This is a genomic window from Gluconacetobacter brunescens (assembly GCF_048695475.1).
Lineage (GTDB): Bacteria > Pseudomonadota > Alphaproteobacteria > Acetobacterales > Acetobacteraceae > Gluconacetobacter.
Map to the genome: position 1 here is coordinate 819,192 of NZ_JBLHEN010000001.1, position 16,084 is coordinate 835,275.

The 16,084-nt window shown below is 66.2% G+C and carries 12 protein-coding genes; 7 read left to right on the forward strand and 5 right to left on the reverse strand.

Translation table 11 applies throughout. The features are described from left to right. Positions 1 to 18: 18 nt before the first annotated feature. Positions 19 to 801: a Bax inhibitor-1/YccA family protein gene (locus tag ACMAUO_RS03580; protein WP_420355609.1), complete on the reverse strand. Its 783-nt coding sequence runs from the start codon at positions 799 to 801 to the stop codon at positions 19 to 21. Between the two features lie 199 nt (positions 802 to 1,000). On the opposite strand from ACMAUO_RS03580, the gene thpR reads away from it, so the two are divergent. The 5 genes from thpR to ACMAUO_RS03605 all read left to right on the forward strand — a co-directional run bounded on the left by thpR (position 1,001) and on the right by ACMAUO_RS03605 (position 6,989). Further along, entirely contained in the window at positions 1,001 to 1,543 is a 543-nt protein-coding gene (thpR, locus tag ACMAUO_RS03585) for an RNA 2',3'-cyclic phosphodiesterase (protein WP_420355610.1), read from the forward strand. Between the two features lie 361 nt (positions 1,544 to 1,904). Beyond that, entirely contained in the window at positions 1,905 to 4,112 is a 2,208-nt protein-coding gene (locus ACMAUO_RS03590; protein WP_420355611.1) for a PQQ-dependent dehydrogenase, methanol/ethanol family, read from the forward strand. A gap of 57 nt (positions 4,113 to 4,169) precedes the next feature. Beyond that, positions 4,170 to 5,567 (forward strand): c-type cytochrome, encoded by a 1,398-nt coding sequence (locus tag ACMAUO_RS03595; protein WP_420355612.1) that lies wholly within the window; start codon positions 4,170 to 4,172, stop codon positions 5,565 to 5,567. A 91-nt stretch (positions 5,568 to 5,658) separates the two neighbouring features. After that, on the forward strand, positions 5,659 to 6,381 hold the full coding sequence (locus ACMAUO_RS03600) for an NAD-dependent deacylase (protein ID WP_420355613.1): 723 nt from the start codon (positions 5,659 to 5,661) through the stop codon (positions 6,379 to 6,381). Then, entirely contained in the window at positions 6,378 to 6,989 is a 612-nt protein-coding gene (locus ACMAUO_RS03605; protein ID WP_420355614.1) for a uracil-DNA glycosylase family protein, read from the forward strand. The genes ACMAUO_RS03600 and ACMAUO_RS03605 overlap by 4 nt, the downstream gene beginning before the upstream one ends. A gap of 52 nt (positions 6,990 to 7,041) precedes the next feature. On the opposite strand, the gene ACMAUO_RS03610 is transcribed toward ACMAUO_RS03605, so the two are convergent. The 3 genes from ACMAUO_RS03610 to ACMAUO_RS03620 all read right to left on the reverse strand — a co-directional run bounded on the left by ACMAUO_RS03610 (position 7,042) and on the right by ACMAUO_RS03620 (position 11,596). After that, entirely contained in the window at positions 7,042 to 7,773 is a 732-nt protein-coding gene (locus ACMAUO_RS03610) for a MarC family protein (protein ID WP_420355615.1), read from the reverse strand. 94 nt (positions 7,774 to 7,867) lie between these two features. Next, entirely contained in the window at positions 7,868 to 9,931 is a 2,064-nt protein-coding gene (locus ACMAUO_RS03615; RefSeq protein ID WP_420355616.1) for a lysylphosphatidylglycerol synthase domain-containing protein, read from the reverse strand. A gap of 42 nt (positions 9,932 to 9,973) precedes the next feature. Next, positions 9,974 to 11,596 carry a lysine--tRNA ligase gene (locus tag ACMAUO_RS03620; RefSeq protein WP_420355617.1) on the reverse strand — a complete coding sequence of 541 codons (1,623 nt, stop codon included), beginning with the start codon at positions 11,594 to 11,596 and terminating at the stop codon, positions 9,974 to 9,976. A gap of 108 nt (positions 11,597 to 11,704) precedes the next feature. Between ACMAUO_RS03620 and ACMAUO_RS03625 the strand changes: the two genes are divergently transcribed. Beyond that, positions 11,705 to 14,662, forward strand: a complete 2,958-nt coding sequence (locus tag ACMAUO_RS03625; RefSeq protein ID WP_420355618.1) for an ATP-dependent DNA helicase — start codon at positions 11,705 to 11,707, stop codon at positions 14,660 to 14,662. An 8-nt stretch (positions 14,663 to 14,670) separates the two neighbouring features. On the opposite strand, the gene ACMAUO_RS03630 is transcribed toward ACMAUO_RS03625, so the two are convergent. Then, the gene (locus tag ACMAUO_RS03630; protein WP_012225746.1) at positions 14,671 to 14,874 is read right to left on the reverse strand and encodes a cold-shock protein; all 204 of its coding nucleotides are present in this window, start codon (positions 14,872 to 14,874) and stop codon (positions 14,671 to 14,673) included. Positions 14,875 to 15,282: 408 nt separating this feature from the next. On the opposite strand from ACMAUO_RS03630, the gene ACMAUO_RS03635 reads away from it, so the two are divergent. Continuing rightward, positions 15,283 to 16,008, forward strand: a complete 726-nt coding sequence (locus ACMAUO_RS03635) for a hypothetical protein (RefSeq protein ID WP_420355619.1) — start codon at positions 15,283 to 15,285, stop codon at positions 16,006 to 16,008. The last annotated feature ends 76 nt before the right edge of the window (positions 16,009 to 16,084 follow it).

The following is a 16,084-nucleotide window of genomic DNA, read 5'->3' on the forward strand; positions in this document are numbered from 1 at the left end:
GGAAGCGATTCGAGCGCCTCAATTGTTCTGGTTGTTGCGCACACCCATGAACTGCAGCAGGAACTGGAACAGGTTGATGAAGTTCAGATACAGCGCCAGGGCATCATAGACCGCGCGCTTGGCCGCACCGTCCGGCCCGTCATAATAGGCGAACTGCTGATACGTCATCTTGATCCGCTGCGTGTCGAACGCGGTCAGGCCGATAAAGATGAACACGCCCACGACGCTGTAGAGCATATAGACCATCGGGCTGTGCAGGAACAGATTGACCACCCCCGCGATCACCAGCCCGAACAGGCCCATGATCAGGAACGAGCCGAAGCGCGTCAGGTCGGTGCGGGTCACATATCCCCAGATCGACATGGCCGAGAACGTGCCGGCCGTGACGAAGAACACGCGCACCACCGAGACACCGGTGAACGTCAGGAGAATGCTGGACAGACTGGCGCCCATGACACCGCAGAACAGCCAGAACAGCATCTGCACCGCCTGCCGCGAAAGCCGGTTCACCCCCAGCGACATGACCAGGACGAAGCCCAGCGGCGCGAACATCGCCAGCATGCCCAGCCCGGTCGGCCGCACGGCCACGCCGCCGTTGGGCAACAGCATCTCGGCAAAGAACGCGGCCCGCAGGCTCGTATTGGCAACCAGATAGGCCACGAGTCCGGTCAGCACCAGGCCCGAAGCCATCCAGTTATAGACCCGGAGCATATAGGCACGCAGCCCCTGGTCGATGACTCCAGCGCCGACCCCGGTGCCTGCGGGTCGGGACATTGTTCGAAAATCCGGGCTGAAAGCCATGACATCCTTCCTTTGTCCGGGCAATTCCGGACGCAACATAGCTGAGATGTGGGAGGCGCCGGCAACATTTCAAGGAAAATCGTCTCGCTTCCGGATGACTTTTCCTCAATATTTAGAACTGCCAGCACCATGAAGGGCCCTATTATAAGGCAACGGACGGAATCGCGAAAACCTTCCCGCAGCCGAGGACGCACGACAGTTGAGACTCTTCATCGCCCTTGGTGTCGGATCGCCGCTCAGTGACGCCATCGCGGCCATGCGCGGCAGCCTGGCCGGCGTGCGATGGGTCGATCCCGCCACCTGTCACGTCACGCTTCGCTTCATCGGCGAAATCTCCGGCCGCGACCGGCTGGAGGACCTCGACATGGCCCTCTCCGCCATCCGCGCGCCGGCCGTCCGCCTGCAGCCGGAAGCACCGGGCATTTTCGAACAGGAAGACGGCCGGCAGACCCTGTGGATCGGAATCGAGCGCAGCGCCCCCCTGCTGCACCTGCACCGCAAGGTGGACACGGCCCTGCGCCGCGCGGCCGGCCTGGCGATCGAGCGCAGGCGCTTCCTGCCGCATGTGACGATCGGCACGATCGCCACACCGTCACCGGACAGGCTGGCCCCCTGGCTGGCCCGATGGTCCGCCCTCCCCCTTCCGCCGGTCGAAATCCCGCGCCTGACCCTCTACCAGTCCCTGCGCGGCCCGGATGAAGCGGTTTATGAGAGTCTGGCCGAGTACGATCTGGCGGGATAACCGGATTCCAGACCGAATTTCTTCGCCGATCTCACGGCCAATTCATCAGAATTATGAATATATTTAATTACATTAATGAATATTAATGTTTCACCCACCGAACGGAAATATGTTACATCCGCTTAATCTACGCGGCGGAAAAGATCGTAGAATCAATATAATGAGGCATACCATGCTGTTTCAGCGCGGGTTCCGCGACGATCAATCAAATCCGTGTGTTTCAGGGCACGCCCCCGGCACACACAAAATCGTCAGAAGACTGAATTTACAGCCTCAGTATGGTCGCACTGAGCCTGCTTCCTCCCGGTCAGGGGCCGGGGAAGGCCGGGCTGTTTTTTCTATTGTCACGAGGACATCGGACATGATGCGAGCTGCTTTCCGGAAAGGACGTTCTCTGCGAGGAACGCTTGCCGCCGGAACGATATGCGCCGTCACACTGTGCGGCCATGCCGCCATTGCGGCTGACCCTGTTGCCAGCGATACGGGAGAGGCGATCATCCATGCCGATGACCATCCAGGCGACTGGATGACATATGGCCGGACCTATTCCGAGCAGCGCTACAGCCCGCTCGACCAGATCAACCGCTCCAATGTCGGTAACCTGAAGCTGGCCTGGTATTACGACCTGGACACCAATCGCGGCCAGGAAGGCACGCCTCTGGTCGTCAACGGCGTCATGTACGCGACGACGAACTGGAGCAAGATGAAGGCCCTCGATGCGGCCACGGGCAAGCTGCTGTGGGCCTATGACCCGCGCGTGCCCGGCAACATCGCCGACAAGGGCTGCTGCGACACCGTCAATCGCGGCGCGGCCTACTGGAACGGCAAGGTCTATTTCGGCACGTTCGACGGCCGCCTGATCGCGCTCGATGCCAAGACCGGCAAGCTGGTCTGGAGCGTCAACACCATCCCCACCGAAGGCGCGCTCGGCAACCAGCGTTCCTACACGGTCGACGGCGCGCCGCGCATCGCCCGCGGCCGGGTGATCATCGGCAATGGCGGTTCGGAATTCGGCGCGCGCGGCTTCGTCTCCGCCTTCGACGCCGAGACGGGCAAACTGGACTGGCGCTTCTTCACCGTGCCGAACCCCGAGAACAAGCCGGACAACGCGGCCTCGGACAGCGTGCTGATGAACAAGGCCTACCAGACCTGGAGCCCCACGGGCGCCTGGACCAAGCAGGGCGGCGGCGGCACCGTGTGGGATTCGATCGTCTATGACCCGGTGACCGACCTGGTCTATCTGGGCGTCGGCAACGGCTCGCCGTGGAACTACAAGTACCGTTCCGAGGGCAAGGGCGACAATTTCTTCCTGGGCAGCATCGTGGCGATCAAGCCCGATACCGGCGAATATGTCTGGCACTTCCAGGAAACGCCGATGGACCAGTGGGACTTCACCTCGGTCCAGCAGATCATGACCCTCGACCTGCCGATCAATGGCCAGATGCGGCACGTCATCGTGCACGCGCCCAAGAACGGCTTCTTCTACGTCATCGACGCCAAGACCGGCGAGTTCCTGTCGGGCAAGAACTATGTCTACGTGAACTGGGCCAGCGGCCTGGACCCGAAGACCGGCCGTCCGCTCTATAATCCCGATGCGCTCTACACGCTGACGGGCAAGGACTGGTACGGCATCCCGGGCGACCTGGGCGGCCACAATTTCGCGGCGATGGCCTTCAGCCCCCGCACCGGCCTGGTCTACATCCCGGCACAGCAGGTTCCGTTCCTGTATTCCAACCAGGTCGGCGGCTTCAAGGCCCATCCGGACAGCTGGAATCTCGGCCTGGACATGAACAAGGTCGGCCTGCCCGACAAGCAGGACGCCAAGGACGCCTTCATCAAGGACCTGAAGGGCTGGATCGTGGCCTGGGATCCGATCAAGCAGCAGGAAGCCTTCCGCGTCGATCACAAGGGCCCGTGGAACGGCGGCATCGTGGCCACCGGCGGCGACCTGCTGTTCCAGGGCCTGGCGAACGGCGAATTCCACGCCTACGACGCCACCAACGGCAACGACCTGTTCAGCTTCGCGGCCCAGAGCGGCATCATCGCGCCCCCGGTCACCTACCTGGCGAACGGTAAGCAGTATGTCGCCGTCGAAGTGGGCTGGGGCGGCATCTATCCGTTCTTCCTGGGCGGCATCGCCCGCACCAGCGGCTGGACCGTCAACCATTCCCGCGTCGTCGCCTTCTCGCTGGACGGCAACGCCAAGCTGCCGCCGCAGAACGACAAGGGCTACCTGCCGGTCAAGCCGCCCGCCGAGTTCGACGAAAAGCGGACGGATAACGGCTATTTCGAGTTCCAGACCTTTTGCGCGGCCTGCCATGGCGACAATGGCGAAGCCGGCGGCGTTCTGCCCGATCTGCGCTGGTCCGGCGCGATCCGTCACCAGGATGCATTCTACAACGTGGTCGGTCGCGGCGCGCTGACGGCCTACGGCATGGACCGCTTCGATTCCTCGATGTCGCCCGCGCAGATCGAGGACATCCGGCAGTTCCTGCTGAAGCGCGCCAACGAGACCTACCAGAGGGAGGTTGATGCCCGGAAGAACGCGGAAGGCATTCCCGCACAATGAGGCACTTCCGTTCGATCTTCCGCTTTTTTTGCATCAACGCGACGCATGGTGAACAGAATGCTCAACAGGCTTAAGGTTGCGATCGGCACGGCGGCGTTCAGCCTCCTTGCCACGGCCGCAATGGCTCAGGCGCCGGATCAGGCGCTGATCGACAAGGGTGCGTATGTTGCCCGCCTGGGTGACTGCGTGGCCTGCCATACCGCCCTCCACGGGCAGGCCTATGCCGGTGGCCTGGAGATCAAGAGCCCGATCGGGACGATCTACTCCACCAACATCACGCCCAGCTCCGACGGCATCGGCGGCTACAGTTTCGAGGAATTCGACCAGGCGGTCCGCCACGGCGTCCGCAAGGACGGCTCGACGCTGTATCCGGCCATGCCCTACCCGGCCTTCTCGCGCATGACGCAGGACGACATGCGCGCGCTCTATGCGTATTTCATGCATGGCGTGAAGCCGGTGGCCCAGCCCAACAGGGCCAACGAGATTTCGTGGCCGATGTCCATGCGCTGGCCGCTGTCGATCTGGCGGACCCTGTTCGCGCCGTCCCCGGCCGAATTCAAGCCGGCGGCCGGCACCGATCCGGTGGTGGCGCGCGGTGAATATCTGGTCACCGGCCCGGGCCATTGCGGCGCCTGCCATACCCCGCGCGGCTTCGCCATGCAGGAAAAGGCGCTGGATGCCAGCGGCGGCGCGGTCTTCCTGGCCGGCGGCGCGCCGATCGACAACTGGGTGGCGCCGAGCCTGCGCAACGACCCGGTGGTCGGCATCGGACGCTGGTCCGAGGACGATCTGTATTACTTCCTCAAGACGGGCCGTATCGATCACTCGGCCGTCTTCGGCGGCATGGCCGACGTGGTGGGCTGGAGCACCCAGTATTTCACCGACGACGACCTGCGCGCGATGGCCAAATACCTGAAGAGCCTGCCGCCGGTTCCCCCGGCACAGGGCAACTACACGTATGATGCCTCGACCGCGGACATGCTGAACGCGGGGAAGACCGCATCGTCGCCGGGCGCCGATGTCTACCTGCGCGAATGCGCCATCTGCCATCGCAATGACGGCGGCGGCGTGGCCCGCATGTTCCCGCCGCTGGCCGGCAACCCGGTGGTGGTGACGGAAAACCCGACCTCGCTGGTCAATGTGGTCGTCCATGGCGGCGTCCTGCCGCCGACCAACTGGGCCCCCTCGGCCGTGGCCATGCCGGGCTACGGCAAGACCCTGTCGGCCCAGCAGATCGCGGATGTGGTCAACTTCATCCGCACCGGATGGGGCAACCATGCGCCGGCCAACGTCACGGCGGCCGATGTCGCCAAGCTGCGCGACACCGGGGCTCCCCTCGCGGGCGGCGGCTTCGGCGCGCCGACCAGCGGCTGGCCGCTGCTGCACCCGCAGCCCTATGGCGCAGGCTGGACCTTCGCGCCGCAGACCCATGCCGGGGTGGACGAGGCGCAGTAAACCGCGCCCGGCCAGCCAGGTCTCTTTTCAGCCGCCGCGGGGCCTCCCCGCGGCGGTTTTCTTATGCCCACCGATCGGGCATAGATAAGGCATGACCCAGCATCATCCAGCGGAACGCATCGTTGTCCTGACGGGCGCCGGAATCAGCCGGGAATCCGGCCTGGAGACCTTCCGTGACGCAGACGGCCTGTGGAGCCGCCATAACATCGAGGATGTCTGCACGCCGGAAGGCTTCCGGCGAGACCCGATGCTGGTCGACCGTTTCTATAACGGGCGCCGCGCCGAACTGGCGGCCGTCCAGCCCAACGCCGCCCATCTGGCACTGGCGGAACTGGAGCGGGCCGCGCATGACGGGCGCTGGAACGGCGAAATCCTGATCGTCACCCAGAATATCGACGACCTGCACGAACGCGCGGGCAGCCGCAACGTGCTGCATATGCACGGCGAACTGCGCCGGGTCCGCTGCACGTCCTGCGGCGCCACGCCCGAATGGCTGGATGACTGCCTGCCCGACACCCCCTGCCCGGCCTGCCACCGCCCTACACTACGGCCCGATGTCGTCTGGTTCGGTGAAGTGCCGCTTCATATGGATCGTATCGCAACCGCCCTGGCCGGCTGCGACTGTTTCGTGACGATCGGCACCTCCGGCACGGTCTATCCGGCCGCCGGTTTCGTGGCCGAGGTCCGCGACCATGCCGAAACGGTGGACATCAACCTGGACGCCCCCCAGGTCCCCACCCTGTTCGACCGCACGCTGGTCGGCCCGGCGACCCGCATGGTTCCCCAATGGGTGACAGAACTCCTGGGCTCATGACACAGCGCACCGGGGCGGCGGACGATCTGGCCGCTCTCGTGGCACAGGTGCGCGCATGCCGGGTCTGTGCCGACAGCCTGCCGCTGGGGCCACGGCCGGTCCTGCATGTCTCGCCCACCGCCCGCCTGCTGATCGCAAGCCAGGCCCCCGGCACACGGGTTCATGAAACCGGGATCTCGTTCAACGATGCCTCCGGCGACCGGCTGCGGGGCTGGCTGGGCATGGATCGCGAGACCTTCTACGATTCCAGCCGCATCGCCATCCTGCCGATGGGCCTATGCTATCCGGGCCGCCTGCCCAAGGGCGGCGACCGCCCACCGCGCCCGGAATGCGCTCCGCTCTGGCGGGCGAAGCTGCTGGCCCGCATGCCCGACATCGCCCTGACCCTGCTGGTCGGCTCCTACGCCCAGGCGGCGGTCCTGGGGCCAGGCCGGGTGGAGGACCGGGTGCGCGATTTCCGCGCCTACCTGCCCCGCTATTTCCCGCTGCCGCATCCCTCGTGGCGCACCGGCGCATGGGAGCGCCGCAACCCCTGGTTCGCAACAGAAGTGCTGCCGGCGCTACGCACCGCCATCGCCCCCCTGCTGACCCCCGAGGAGGCTGTCTAAAAAGCCCCGCCGTCGGGCCTCCGCCAGCGGGCCTTTTAGACAGCCTAGAAAATCACGACGCCGCTGCCGCGTGCATGATCGTCACCACCAGCCCCTCGATCCCCGCCGAGAGGATCTGCACGCCGATACACAGCAGGATCAGCGCGGCAAGGCGCGAGACAATCCGCGCGCCCGTCACCCCCAGCAGGACAACCAGCCGTTCGGCGTAGGAATAAGCCAGCCACACCGTTCCCGCCACGACGATCGCGGCGGCCGAAATCGCCAGGTAAAAGGGCAGCCACGCGGGCGATGCCGGCCGCGAGGCACTCAGCGCGATGGCGACCGCGATCGAACCCGGCCCGACCGTGAACGGCATGGTCATCGGAAAGAAGGCCATTTCCGTCCAGTTCGGGACGGTGACGGTCCGCCCGCCCTGCATGGCCTGTTTTTCCTTGCGCGCGGCGGCTTCCTCCGGCGCCTGAAGCAGCGACCAGGCCCGCACGGCAACCACCAGCCCGCCGGCAATCCGCAGCGAATCCACCGTAATGCCGAAGAATGCGAGAATCGCGCTGCCGGCCCAGATCGACGCGATCAGCAGCGCCGCCGAATAGAGCGCGACCGTCCGGGCCAGCGCCAGGGATTCGCTCCGCTCCCGCCCGGCCGTCACCTGCGAGAAGATCAGCGACGCCCCCAGCGGATTGACGATCGAGAACAGCGCGGGAAACGCCAGCAGGAACGTATTGCTGAAGACGGAGAGCGCATCCTTCCAACCGAGGGAAGCAATGCCATGAAGGCCTGGGGACATCGGAACGCATTCCAAGGAGCGATCTGGCGGCAATGCCCGACCAGTCGCCGCCAGTCGAAAGCCGCCTATCGTTTTTCCCAGACTCGCGCGGCCGTCAAGCCCCGTCCAGGCGGATGGCGGGCACAGCCCCATCGGTCTGCATCACGGCAATGACAGGCTGCACGCTCTGCGGCACACAGCACAGATACAACTCATCCCCGGTTTCTTCCGCCAGCGGCCAGGATGTCAGGCCCAGATCGTTATAGACATCCAGCATCGAGGCCCCGACCTGCCAGAATGCCGGCTGCCTGCCCTCCTGCACCGCCAGGTCCCGCAGCCACCAGATGGCGGAGGCACAATCGGCCGAGGCCCCGGCCGGGTCGCCCAGCCCGATCAGAAAGGTCTGCGTCCGCACGAACGGCAGCAGGGCCAGGCCGGATTCGCCTGGGATCAGCCCGGCGGGCGGGATCGGCCCCAGATCGTCCAGCGCATGATCCAGCGCCCGGTACTCGGCCTCACCGGCACTATCCCAGGGCCGCACGGCGATCCGCCCGGGGCGCACCAGCCGGCCGATCATGACCAGTCCCAGCACGACGGCCAGCCCCATGACCCATTGCGCAATGCCGTGGGAGGAGGTGAACAGCATCACCTCCCACCAGCTCCCGCCAACCTCGTCCTGCGGCCCGGAACAGACCAGCACCAGTACGCAGCCGATCAGCAGCACCAGCGACAGCCCGGTACGGAACGACAGCGGTTCGCTCAGAATCCGCGCATGCCGGTAGTAGGAACTGCGGAACGGCGCGATCAGGACCGCCACCAGCCCCAGGATACCCGGCACGGCCAGCGATGCCCCCCGCAGCAGGGTCAGCGCGGCAGCCCCCACCAGCAGGCCCAGCGTCAGTTTCCAGGCCAGCGTCACGCGCTGCGACAGGCCCACGGCCAGGCCGATCAACGCCACCCCCATCAGCGAGAGCAGGTAATCCCCCGCCACCCCCACCAGATGATGCAACCCCCCGGCATTGCTCCAGGATGCAGGGTCCAGGATCGTCAGCGCGATCAGCAGCGCGCCGCAGATCGAGACCGCCCCCGTCGCCACCACCACCGAGAAATCGGCCTCGCTCTCGCGGATCACATGGCTGGGCCGGACCTCGCGCGGTCCGCGCCGGGGCATCCGAGGCGCCGTCTTGCGCGCCAGGGCCGCATCCCCGCGCAGGAACAGCTCGTGCCCCGCGAACATCAGCCCGGCGAGAAAGAGCGGGATGATGTAATAGAACAGCCGGAAGACCAGAATGGTGCTGACGATCTGCGACGGCGGCAGATACGCCCCCAGCGCCAGCATCATCGCACCGTCGAACACCCCCAGCCCGCCCGGCACGCTGGCCACCAGACCGGCGGTATAGGAGGCGATATAGATGGCCAGGAACACCCCATATCCCAGCCCGATCCCCGACGGCAGGAAGATGTAGGCGATCCCGGCCGTGGCGGCGACCTCGGCGGCCGCGACCACCATCTGGGCAAACGCCATGGCCGGCCGGGGCAGCACGATGGTCCAGCGGCAGACCCGCACCTGCGTCAGCCACAGCCCCAGCAGGATATAACCTCCCACCGCCGCCCACAGCAGCAGCCCGATCCCCGCCAGCACCAGATGCGGCAGATGCGCCCCGACGACCGGAATCGCACCCGGCTCCAGCAGCAGCACCGCACCGATCAGCGCCCCCGCCCCCAGCAGATAGGTCGCGGAACAGAAGGCGATGATCTGGGCGATATCGAACGCCCCCAGCCCCCAGTTGCCATACAGCCGAAAACGCACGGCCGCCCCGGAAATCGCGGCAAAACCGAGATTGTGCGACAGCACATAGGAACAGAACGAGGCAAAGGCGGCCTTGCGGAACGACAGCCGATGACCGACCTGCACCACCGCCAGGCAGTCGTAGAAAGCCAGGATGAAATAGGACAGGACCGTACAGCCGATCCCCAGCATCATGGTGGTGGCCGGAATGGTCCCCAGCGCCGCCCGGATATCGTCCCAATGCAGGTCCCGGACCTCGTGCTGCACCACGACGATCGCGGCGACCATCAGGCACAGGCCCACCACATGCGGCAGATGCCGCAGCAGGCGCCGCCAACCCGGTGCCGGAGGCGGCGGCGCCTCCGGCGGCAGGGAGCAGTTCAGAACCATGAGAGAGCGAACCCGGCCATGGCAGAGGTCACCACCCCTGCGTCAACCGGCGACGACAGATGCGGTCCCGGCCGCCGCCCGAAGCAGCGCCGCCTCGATCAGCGCCACCGTCTCCGCCACCCCATAGAGACCGATGAAAATACCGAATCGCGGCCCCTCCTTCTGGCCCAGCAGGACCTCGTACAGGCAGCCGAACCAGCTCCGCAGCGGCTCGAACCCATGCCGCTTGCCGATCTCGAAGACCAGGTTCTGCAACATGTCGGGATCGGTCGCCCCGCCTTCCAGCCCGCGCAGCGTCTCCGCCAGATCGGCCAGCGCCGCGCGCTCCCGCTCGTCGGGCTCCCGGTACGTCTTCGAGGGCCGCACGAAATCCGCGTAATAGACGATCGCGTGATCCACCAGCCGCGCCAGCATCGGGCAGGTCTCGGGCGACGCCGCCGCGTCATAGCGATGGATGAACCGCCACAGCACATCGGGCGTATCCGCGTTCGCCGCACTGGCCAGGTTGAGCAGCATCGCGAAGGTCAGCGGGCTGCCCGCACGGTCGTCGATCCGCCCGGCATGAATGAACCAGGCAGGGTTGGCCAGCAGCGCCGGATCGTCGGCCGCCAGCGTCCGGGCCCGCGCGACATTGGCCAGATATTCGTCCGCCGCCTTGGGAATGACGTCGAAGAACAGGCGCTTCGCCCGCTGGGGCGCGTTGAACATATACTGGCCCAGGCTCTCGGCGGGCGCATAACGCAGCCATTCCTCGACCGAGATGCCGTTGCCCTTGGATTTCGAGATCTTCTGGCCGTTCTCGTCCAGGAACAGCTCATAGGTCAGGCCGGCCGGCGCCTCGCCACCCAGGATACGGCAGATCTTGCCCGACAGCTTCACACTGTCGATCAGGTCCTTGCCCGACATCTCGTAATCGACACCCAGCGCGAACCAGCGCATGGCCCAGTCCGCCTTCCACTGCATCTTCGCATGGCCGCCGGTCACCGGGGTCTCGAACGTCTCGCCCTCCTCGTCGGTCCAGCGCACCGTCCCCGCCACGGGGTCGATGCCGTCCATGCGCACCTGCATCACCAGCCCGGTGCGCGGATGCACCGGCAGGACCGGGGAATAGGTCGCCCGACGATCCGGGCCAAGCGTCGGGGCGATGACCGCGACGATCTCGTCATGTACTTCCAGCACGCGGCGCAACGCCGCATCGAACCGGCCGCTGGCATAATACTCGGTCGAGGACGCGAATTCATACTCAAAGCCGAATCCGTCCAGGAACGACCGCAGCCGCGCATTATTGTGGGCGGCAAAGGATTCGTGGGTGCCGAACGGGTCGGGAATGCGCGACAGCGGCTTGCCCAGATGCTGGCGCAGCATGTCGCCGTTGGGCACATTGTCCGGCACCTTGCGCAGCGCGTCCATGTCGTCGGAGAAAGCGAGCAGCCGCGTCGGCCGCCCCGTCAGGCGCGTATAGGCCTGCCGGACCCACGAGGTCCGCGCCACCTCGCCGAAGGTGCCGATATGCGGCAGGCCGGACGGCCCATAGCCCGTTTCCAGCAGGGCGGGCGCATCGGCCGGCAGGGCCTTGCGTTCCACATGGGCGGCCAGCTTGGCCGCCTCTTCGAACGGCCAGGCCTTGGGCAGGGAAGCGGGATCGAGACGGTTCTGATCGGACATGATGCGCAGGAAGCTATGAACTGAAACCTGACCGGTCAATCCATACCATACATCATCTGTCCATCCGGTGGGCGACAGGCGGCGATTTGTGCCCTATATGTTCCCTTGATGGCCACACCGCCCCCTTCCCCGGACCTGCCGCCCGCCCTGGTGGCGCGTCACGGCACCTGCTCGCTGCTCACCCCCGACGGCGAACTCCTGGCCGTGCCGGGCGAGGAAGCGGCCCGCCTGCTGCGGGACATGCCGCCGCCCCTGGTCGTGCACGCCCCACTGACGGCGCGCCGGCTGGGCCTGCCGCCCCAGCCCCAGCCGACAGCATGGCTGGACCTGCTGGAACTGTTCCTGTTCGCCATGCCCGGCCGCACGATCCCGCCGACCGCACGCGGGCTGGCACTGGCCCTGGGGCTGGACGACGCACGGGTCGGCAAGGCCGAGGCCGACCTCCTGCCGGACCTCGCGGATCTCCTTCTCGACCATATCACGGCCCTGCGCCCCACCCCGGCCGGCGAGGAAATGGCGGCGCTGGCGGTCAGGATGGACCACGCGGGCTGGGCCTGGGGTCCCAGCGTGCTGGCCGCGCTCGGCGCCGCCCACCCCCTGCCGGCCGAGGTCCTGCAACCGGGCGACGCCATCCGCGTCTGGCGCCGCCTGCCCAAATGGGAGGAAACAGCTCCTCGCCCGGCCCCCTCCAGCCTGCCGGTCTCCGTGGCCGACGCCCGCCGCCGGCTGGCCGAGATGCTGGGCGCCCAGGCGGAAAGCCGCGCCGGACAGGCCGATTTCGCGGGCGCGGCCAGCGCCGCCTTCGCCCCCCGCCTGACGCGCGGCGACCCGCACATGGTCCTGGCCGAAGCGGGAACCGGCACCGGCAAGACGCTGGGCTATGTTGCCCCCGCCAGCCTGTGGGCGGAACGCAATGGCGGCTCCGTCTGGATCAGCACCTACACAAGGCACCTGCAACGCCAGATCGAGGGCGAACTGACCCGGCTCCACCCCGACCCGGCGATCCGGCGGCAGCATGTCGTCCTGCGCAAGGGCCGGGAAAATTACCTGTGCCTGCTGAACATGGAAGAAGCCGTGAACGTCGCCGGCAACCGGGGCGGTCCCTCGGGCGGCATCGTCGCGCTGTCGCTGCTGGCCCGCTGGGCCGGCGTCACCGCCGATGGCGACCTGATGGGCGGCGACCTGCCCGGCTGGTTCGGCGACCTGTTCGGCCGCGGCACGCTGGCGGGCGTGGCAGACCGGCGGGGCGAATGCATCCACGGCGCCTGCCCGCATTATCAGCGCTGCTTCGTCGAACATTCGATCCGCCGCGCGCGCCAGGCCGACCTGGTCATCGCCAACCACGCGCTGGTGATGACGCAGGCGGCATGGCACGCCATGGGCGGCGACACGGCCTCCGACGAAGACAATATCCCCACCCGCTACGTGTTCGACGAAGGCCATCACGTGATGGACGCCGCCGACAGCGCCTTCTCCGTCGAACTGTCGGGGCTGGAAGCAGCCGAACTCCGCCGCTGGCTGCTGGGCGCCGAAGGTGCGCGCTCCCGCGCCCGTGGCCTGAAGCGCCGCCTGGACGATCTGGTGGTGGGCGACGCCAGGCTGGAATCGCCGCTGGATGCCGTGTTGCAGGCCGCCCACGCCCTGCCCGCGCCCGGCTGGTCCGGCCGTCTGGCCAGCATGCTGCGCGCCGCCATGCCCTCCCCACCCGGCGAGGACCAGACAGCCACCGACGCATCGCCCCCCGCGCGCGACACCCTGCCCAATCCCTGCGAACAGTTCCTGCACCTGCTGGCCTGCCAGGTCCTCGCCCGCAGCCGCGCCGGCGACCCCGCCCAGCCTTTCGCCATGCCAGGCGCCATCGAATGCGACCTGCACCCGCTGGCCGAGGACGTAACGCCGGCCGCAAACACGCTGGCGCGGGCACTGGACCGGCTGTCGGTCGCCCTGCGCACCCTGGTCGACCGGCTGCTGGAACGGCTGGACGACGAATCGGGCGACCTCGACCCCGCCACCCGCGAGCGGATCGAGGCCGCGGTCCGCACAATGCGCCGCCGGGCCCTCAGCCGCGTCGACGGCTGGAGCGCGATGCTGCGCGCGATCGGCGAGACCCGTGACGGCACGCAGCTCGGCGCTCCGCAATATGTCGATTTCATCCGCATGGACCGCCGCGAGGGCCAGCGCCCCGGCGAGCAGGATGTCGGGCTGCACCGCCACTGGCTGGACCCGACCATCCCCTTCGCCACCGTACTGGCCGCCCCGGCCCATGGCGTCCTGATCACCTCTGCCACCCTGCGCGACGAAAACGCCAGGGACGACCCGGAGGAAGCCGAACGCGCGTGGGAAGCCGCCGAGGCCCGGACCGGCGCCAGCCACCTGCCCTCGCCCGCGCTGCGCGCCTCGCTGGCCAGCCCGTTCGATTACCGCCAGCAGAGCCGCGCCTTCGTCGTCACCGACGTGGCCCATGACGATATCGGCGCGCTGGCCGCCGCCTATCGCACGCTGTTCCTGGCCGCCGGCGGCGGCGGACTGGGCCTGTTTACCGCGATTTCCCGCCTGCGCGCCGTGCATAAGCGGCTGTCGCAACCGCTGGAGGAAGCGGGCCTCCCGCTTTACGCCCAGCATGTCGACGGCATGGATAATGCCACGCTGGTCGATATCTTCCGCTCGGAGGAAAATTCCTGCCTGCTGGGCACGGATGCGATGCGCGACGGCGTGGATGTGCCGGGCAACGCGCTGCGTCTGGTGGTGTTCGAGCGCGTGCCGTGGCCCCGCCCCGATATCCTGCATCGCGAGCGCCGCACGCACCTGTCGCATGGGGCGCCGGGTGAATATGACGACCGGATCGCGCGCCTGCGCCTGCGCCAGGCCTTCGGCCGGCTGATCCGCAGTTCGGGCGATCGGGGCGCATTCGTGCTGCTCGACCGCCGGGCGCCGTCACGGCTGATGTCGGCCTTCCCCGAGGGGGTCGCCGTCCGCCGGGCCGGCCTGGCCGAGACCGCGCGGGAACTGGAAGCGTTCCTGCGCGCCTCGGCGGACGGAGAGCACGCAAGGCCCCCCGCCCCGTAATCCTGCCGTCAGAGCGGCTTGAGGTTCGACGCCGCCGCCTTGCCGCGCTCGGTCACGACGTCATAGCTGACGCGCTGGTTCTCGTTCAGGCCCCGCAGACCCGCCGCCTGAACGGCCGTGATGTGCACGAACACATCCTTGCCCCCGTCCTCGGGCATGATGAAGCCAAAACCCTTGGTTGCGTTGAACCACTTCACGGTACCGGTCGCCATAGTCACTTCGTCCCTTGTTGCCGGCATGATGCCGCTCGATCGATGTCTGCCCGACACGCGATACCCGACGGGCTGCCCGCCGACGACCAGCATCGATCCAGATGCGGTTATGGGCGCACGAACCCGGCCAGTTTGTCAAACCATCCGGGTATCGGGTGTTCAAAAAATCATGACATCACTGAAAGTCCATGATGAACATCCGGTGGCTCGGTCCTGCATGCGCCGGACCAGGCCGAGATCGGACGCCGACAGGAAATGAGGGCGGCCGAGAAAGCCCGGAAAGCCGCCAAGAAGGCGATCACGCGACAGGGGCGCGCGTATTGGCTTTCAATTCGATTGCGCTATGATCCGAGGATACAAAATGTCATATTTTGTAAACTCAACGCCATCTGAAGCAGAAATACAGTCATGAAGTTTGATGCACAACGTGCCCTTGTTGTCTACGCAGGCGCTTTAACTTTAGTTGTGGCGTGGGGAACCTTAACATCTCCTGGCCTATTTAACAAATCAGTCAATTTTAAGACTATTGATGTAGGACGAATTAATATTCGCGAGCCTGATGGAACCTTGCGCATGACGATCGCAAGCAGTGCCCAGGCTCCCGGATTAATCGTAGACGCGAAAGAATATCCTCGCCCCGACCGCCGGATGGCCGGGATGCTGTTTTTCAACGACGAAGGAACAGAAAACGGTGGCCTGATTTTTGCGGGAAAGAAAGAAAATGGAACAGTCTCCAGTGGAGGAAGTCTGACTTTCGACCGATATCATCAGGATCAGGTCATACAATTGCTGGGCATCGAAGACGGGCAACAACGCACCGCGGGTCTGATCGTGAATGATCAGCCGGAGAAATACGAGGATTTTGCTGCCGCTGACCGGGCCAGTCATTTGCCGCCGGAGCAGCAGGAAGCTGCTTATCGTGCCGCGAATGTCGGCGGTACACAGCGGGCATTTGTCGGACGTGCGACCGATAAATCGTCCGAAGTCGTGTTGCGGGATGCTGCTGGTCGCAAGCGCCTTGTCATGAAGGTGAGTGAAGAGGGCAAGGCCTCGATCAATTTTCTCGATGAAACAGGAAAGATCACCCGGACGGTTACGCCTGACGACACTGACGGCGGGCACGAACAACATTGACGATCTCGATGTCGCCCCGACGGCCTTCTTCGGGCTCTGCCACAAGGAACGCCCCAGCCGATAAAACAAAAAAAAG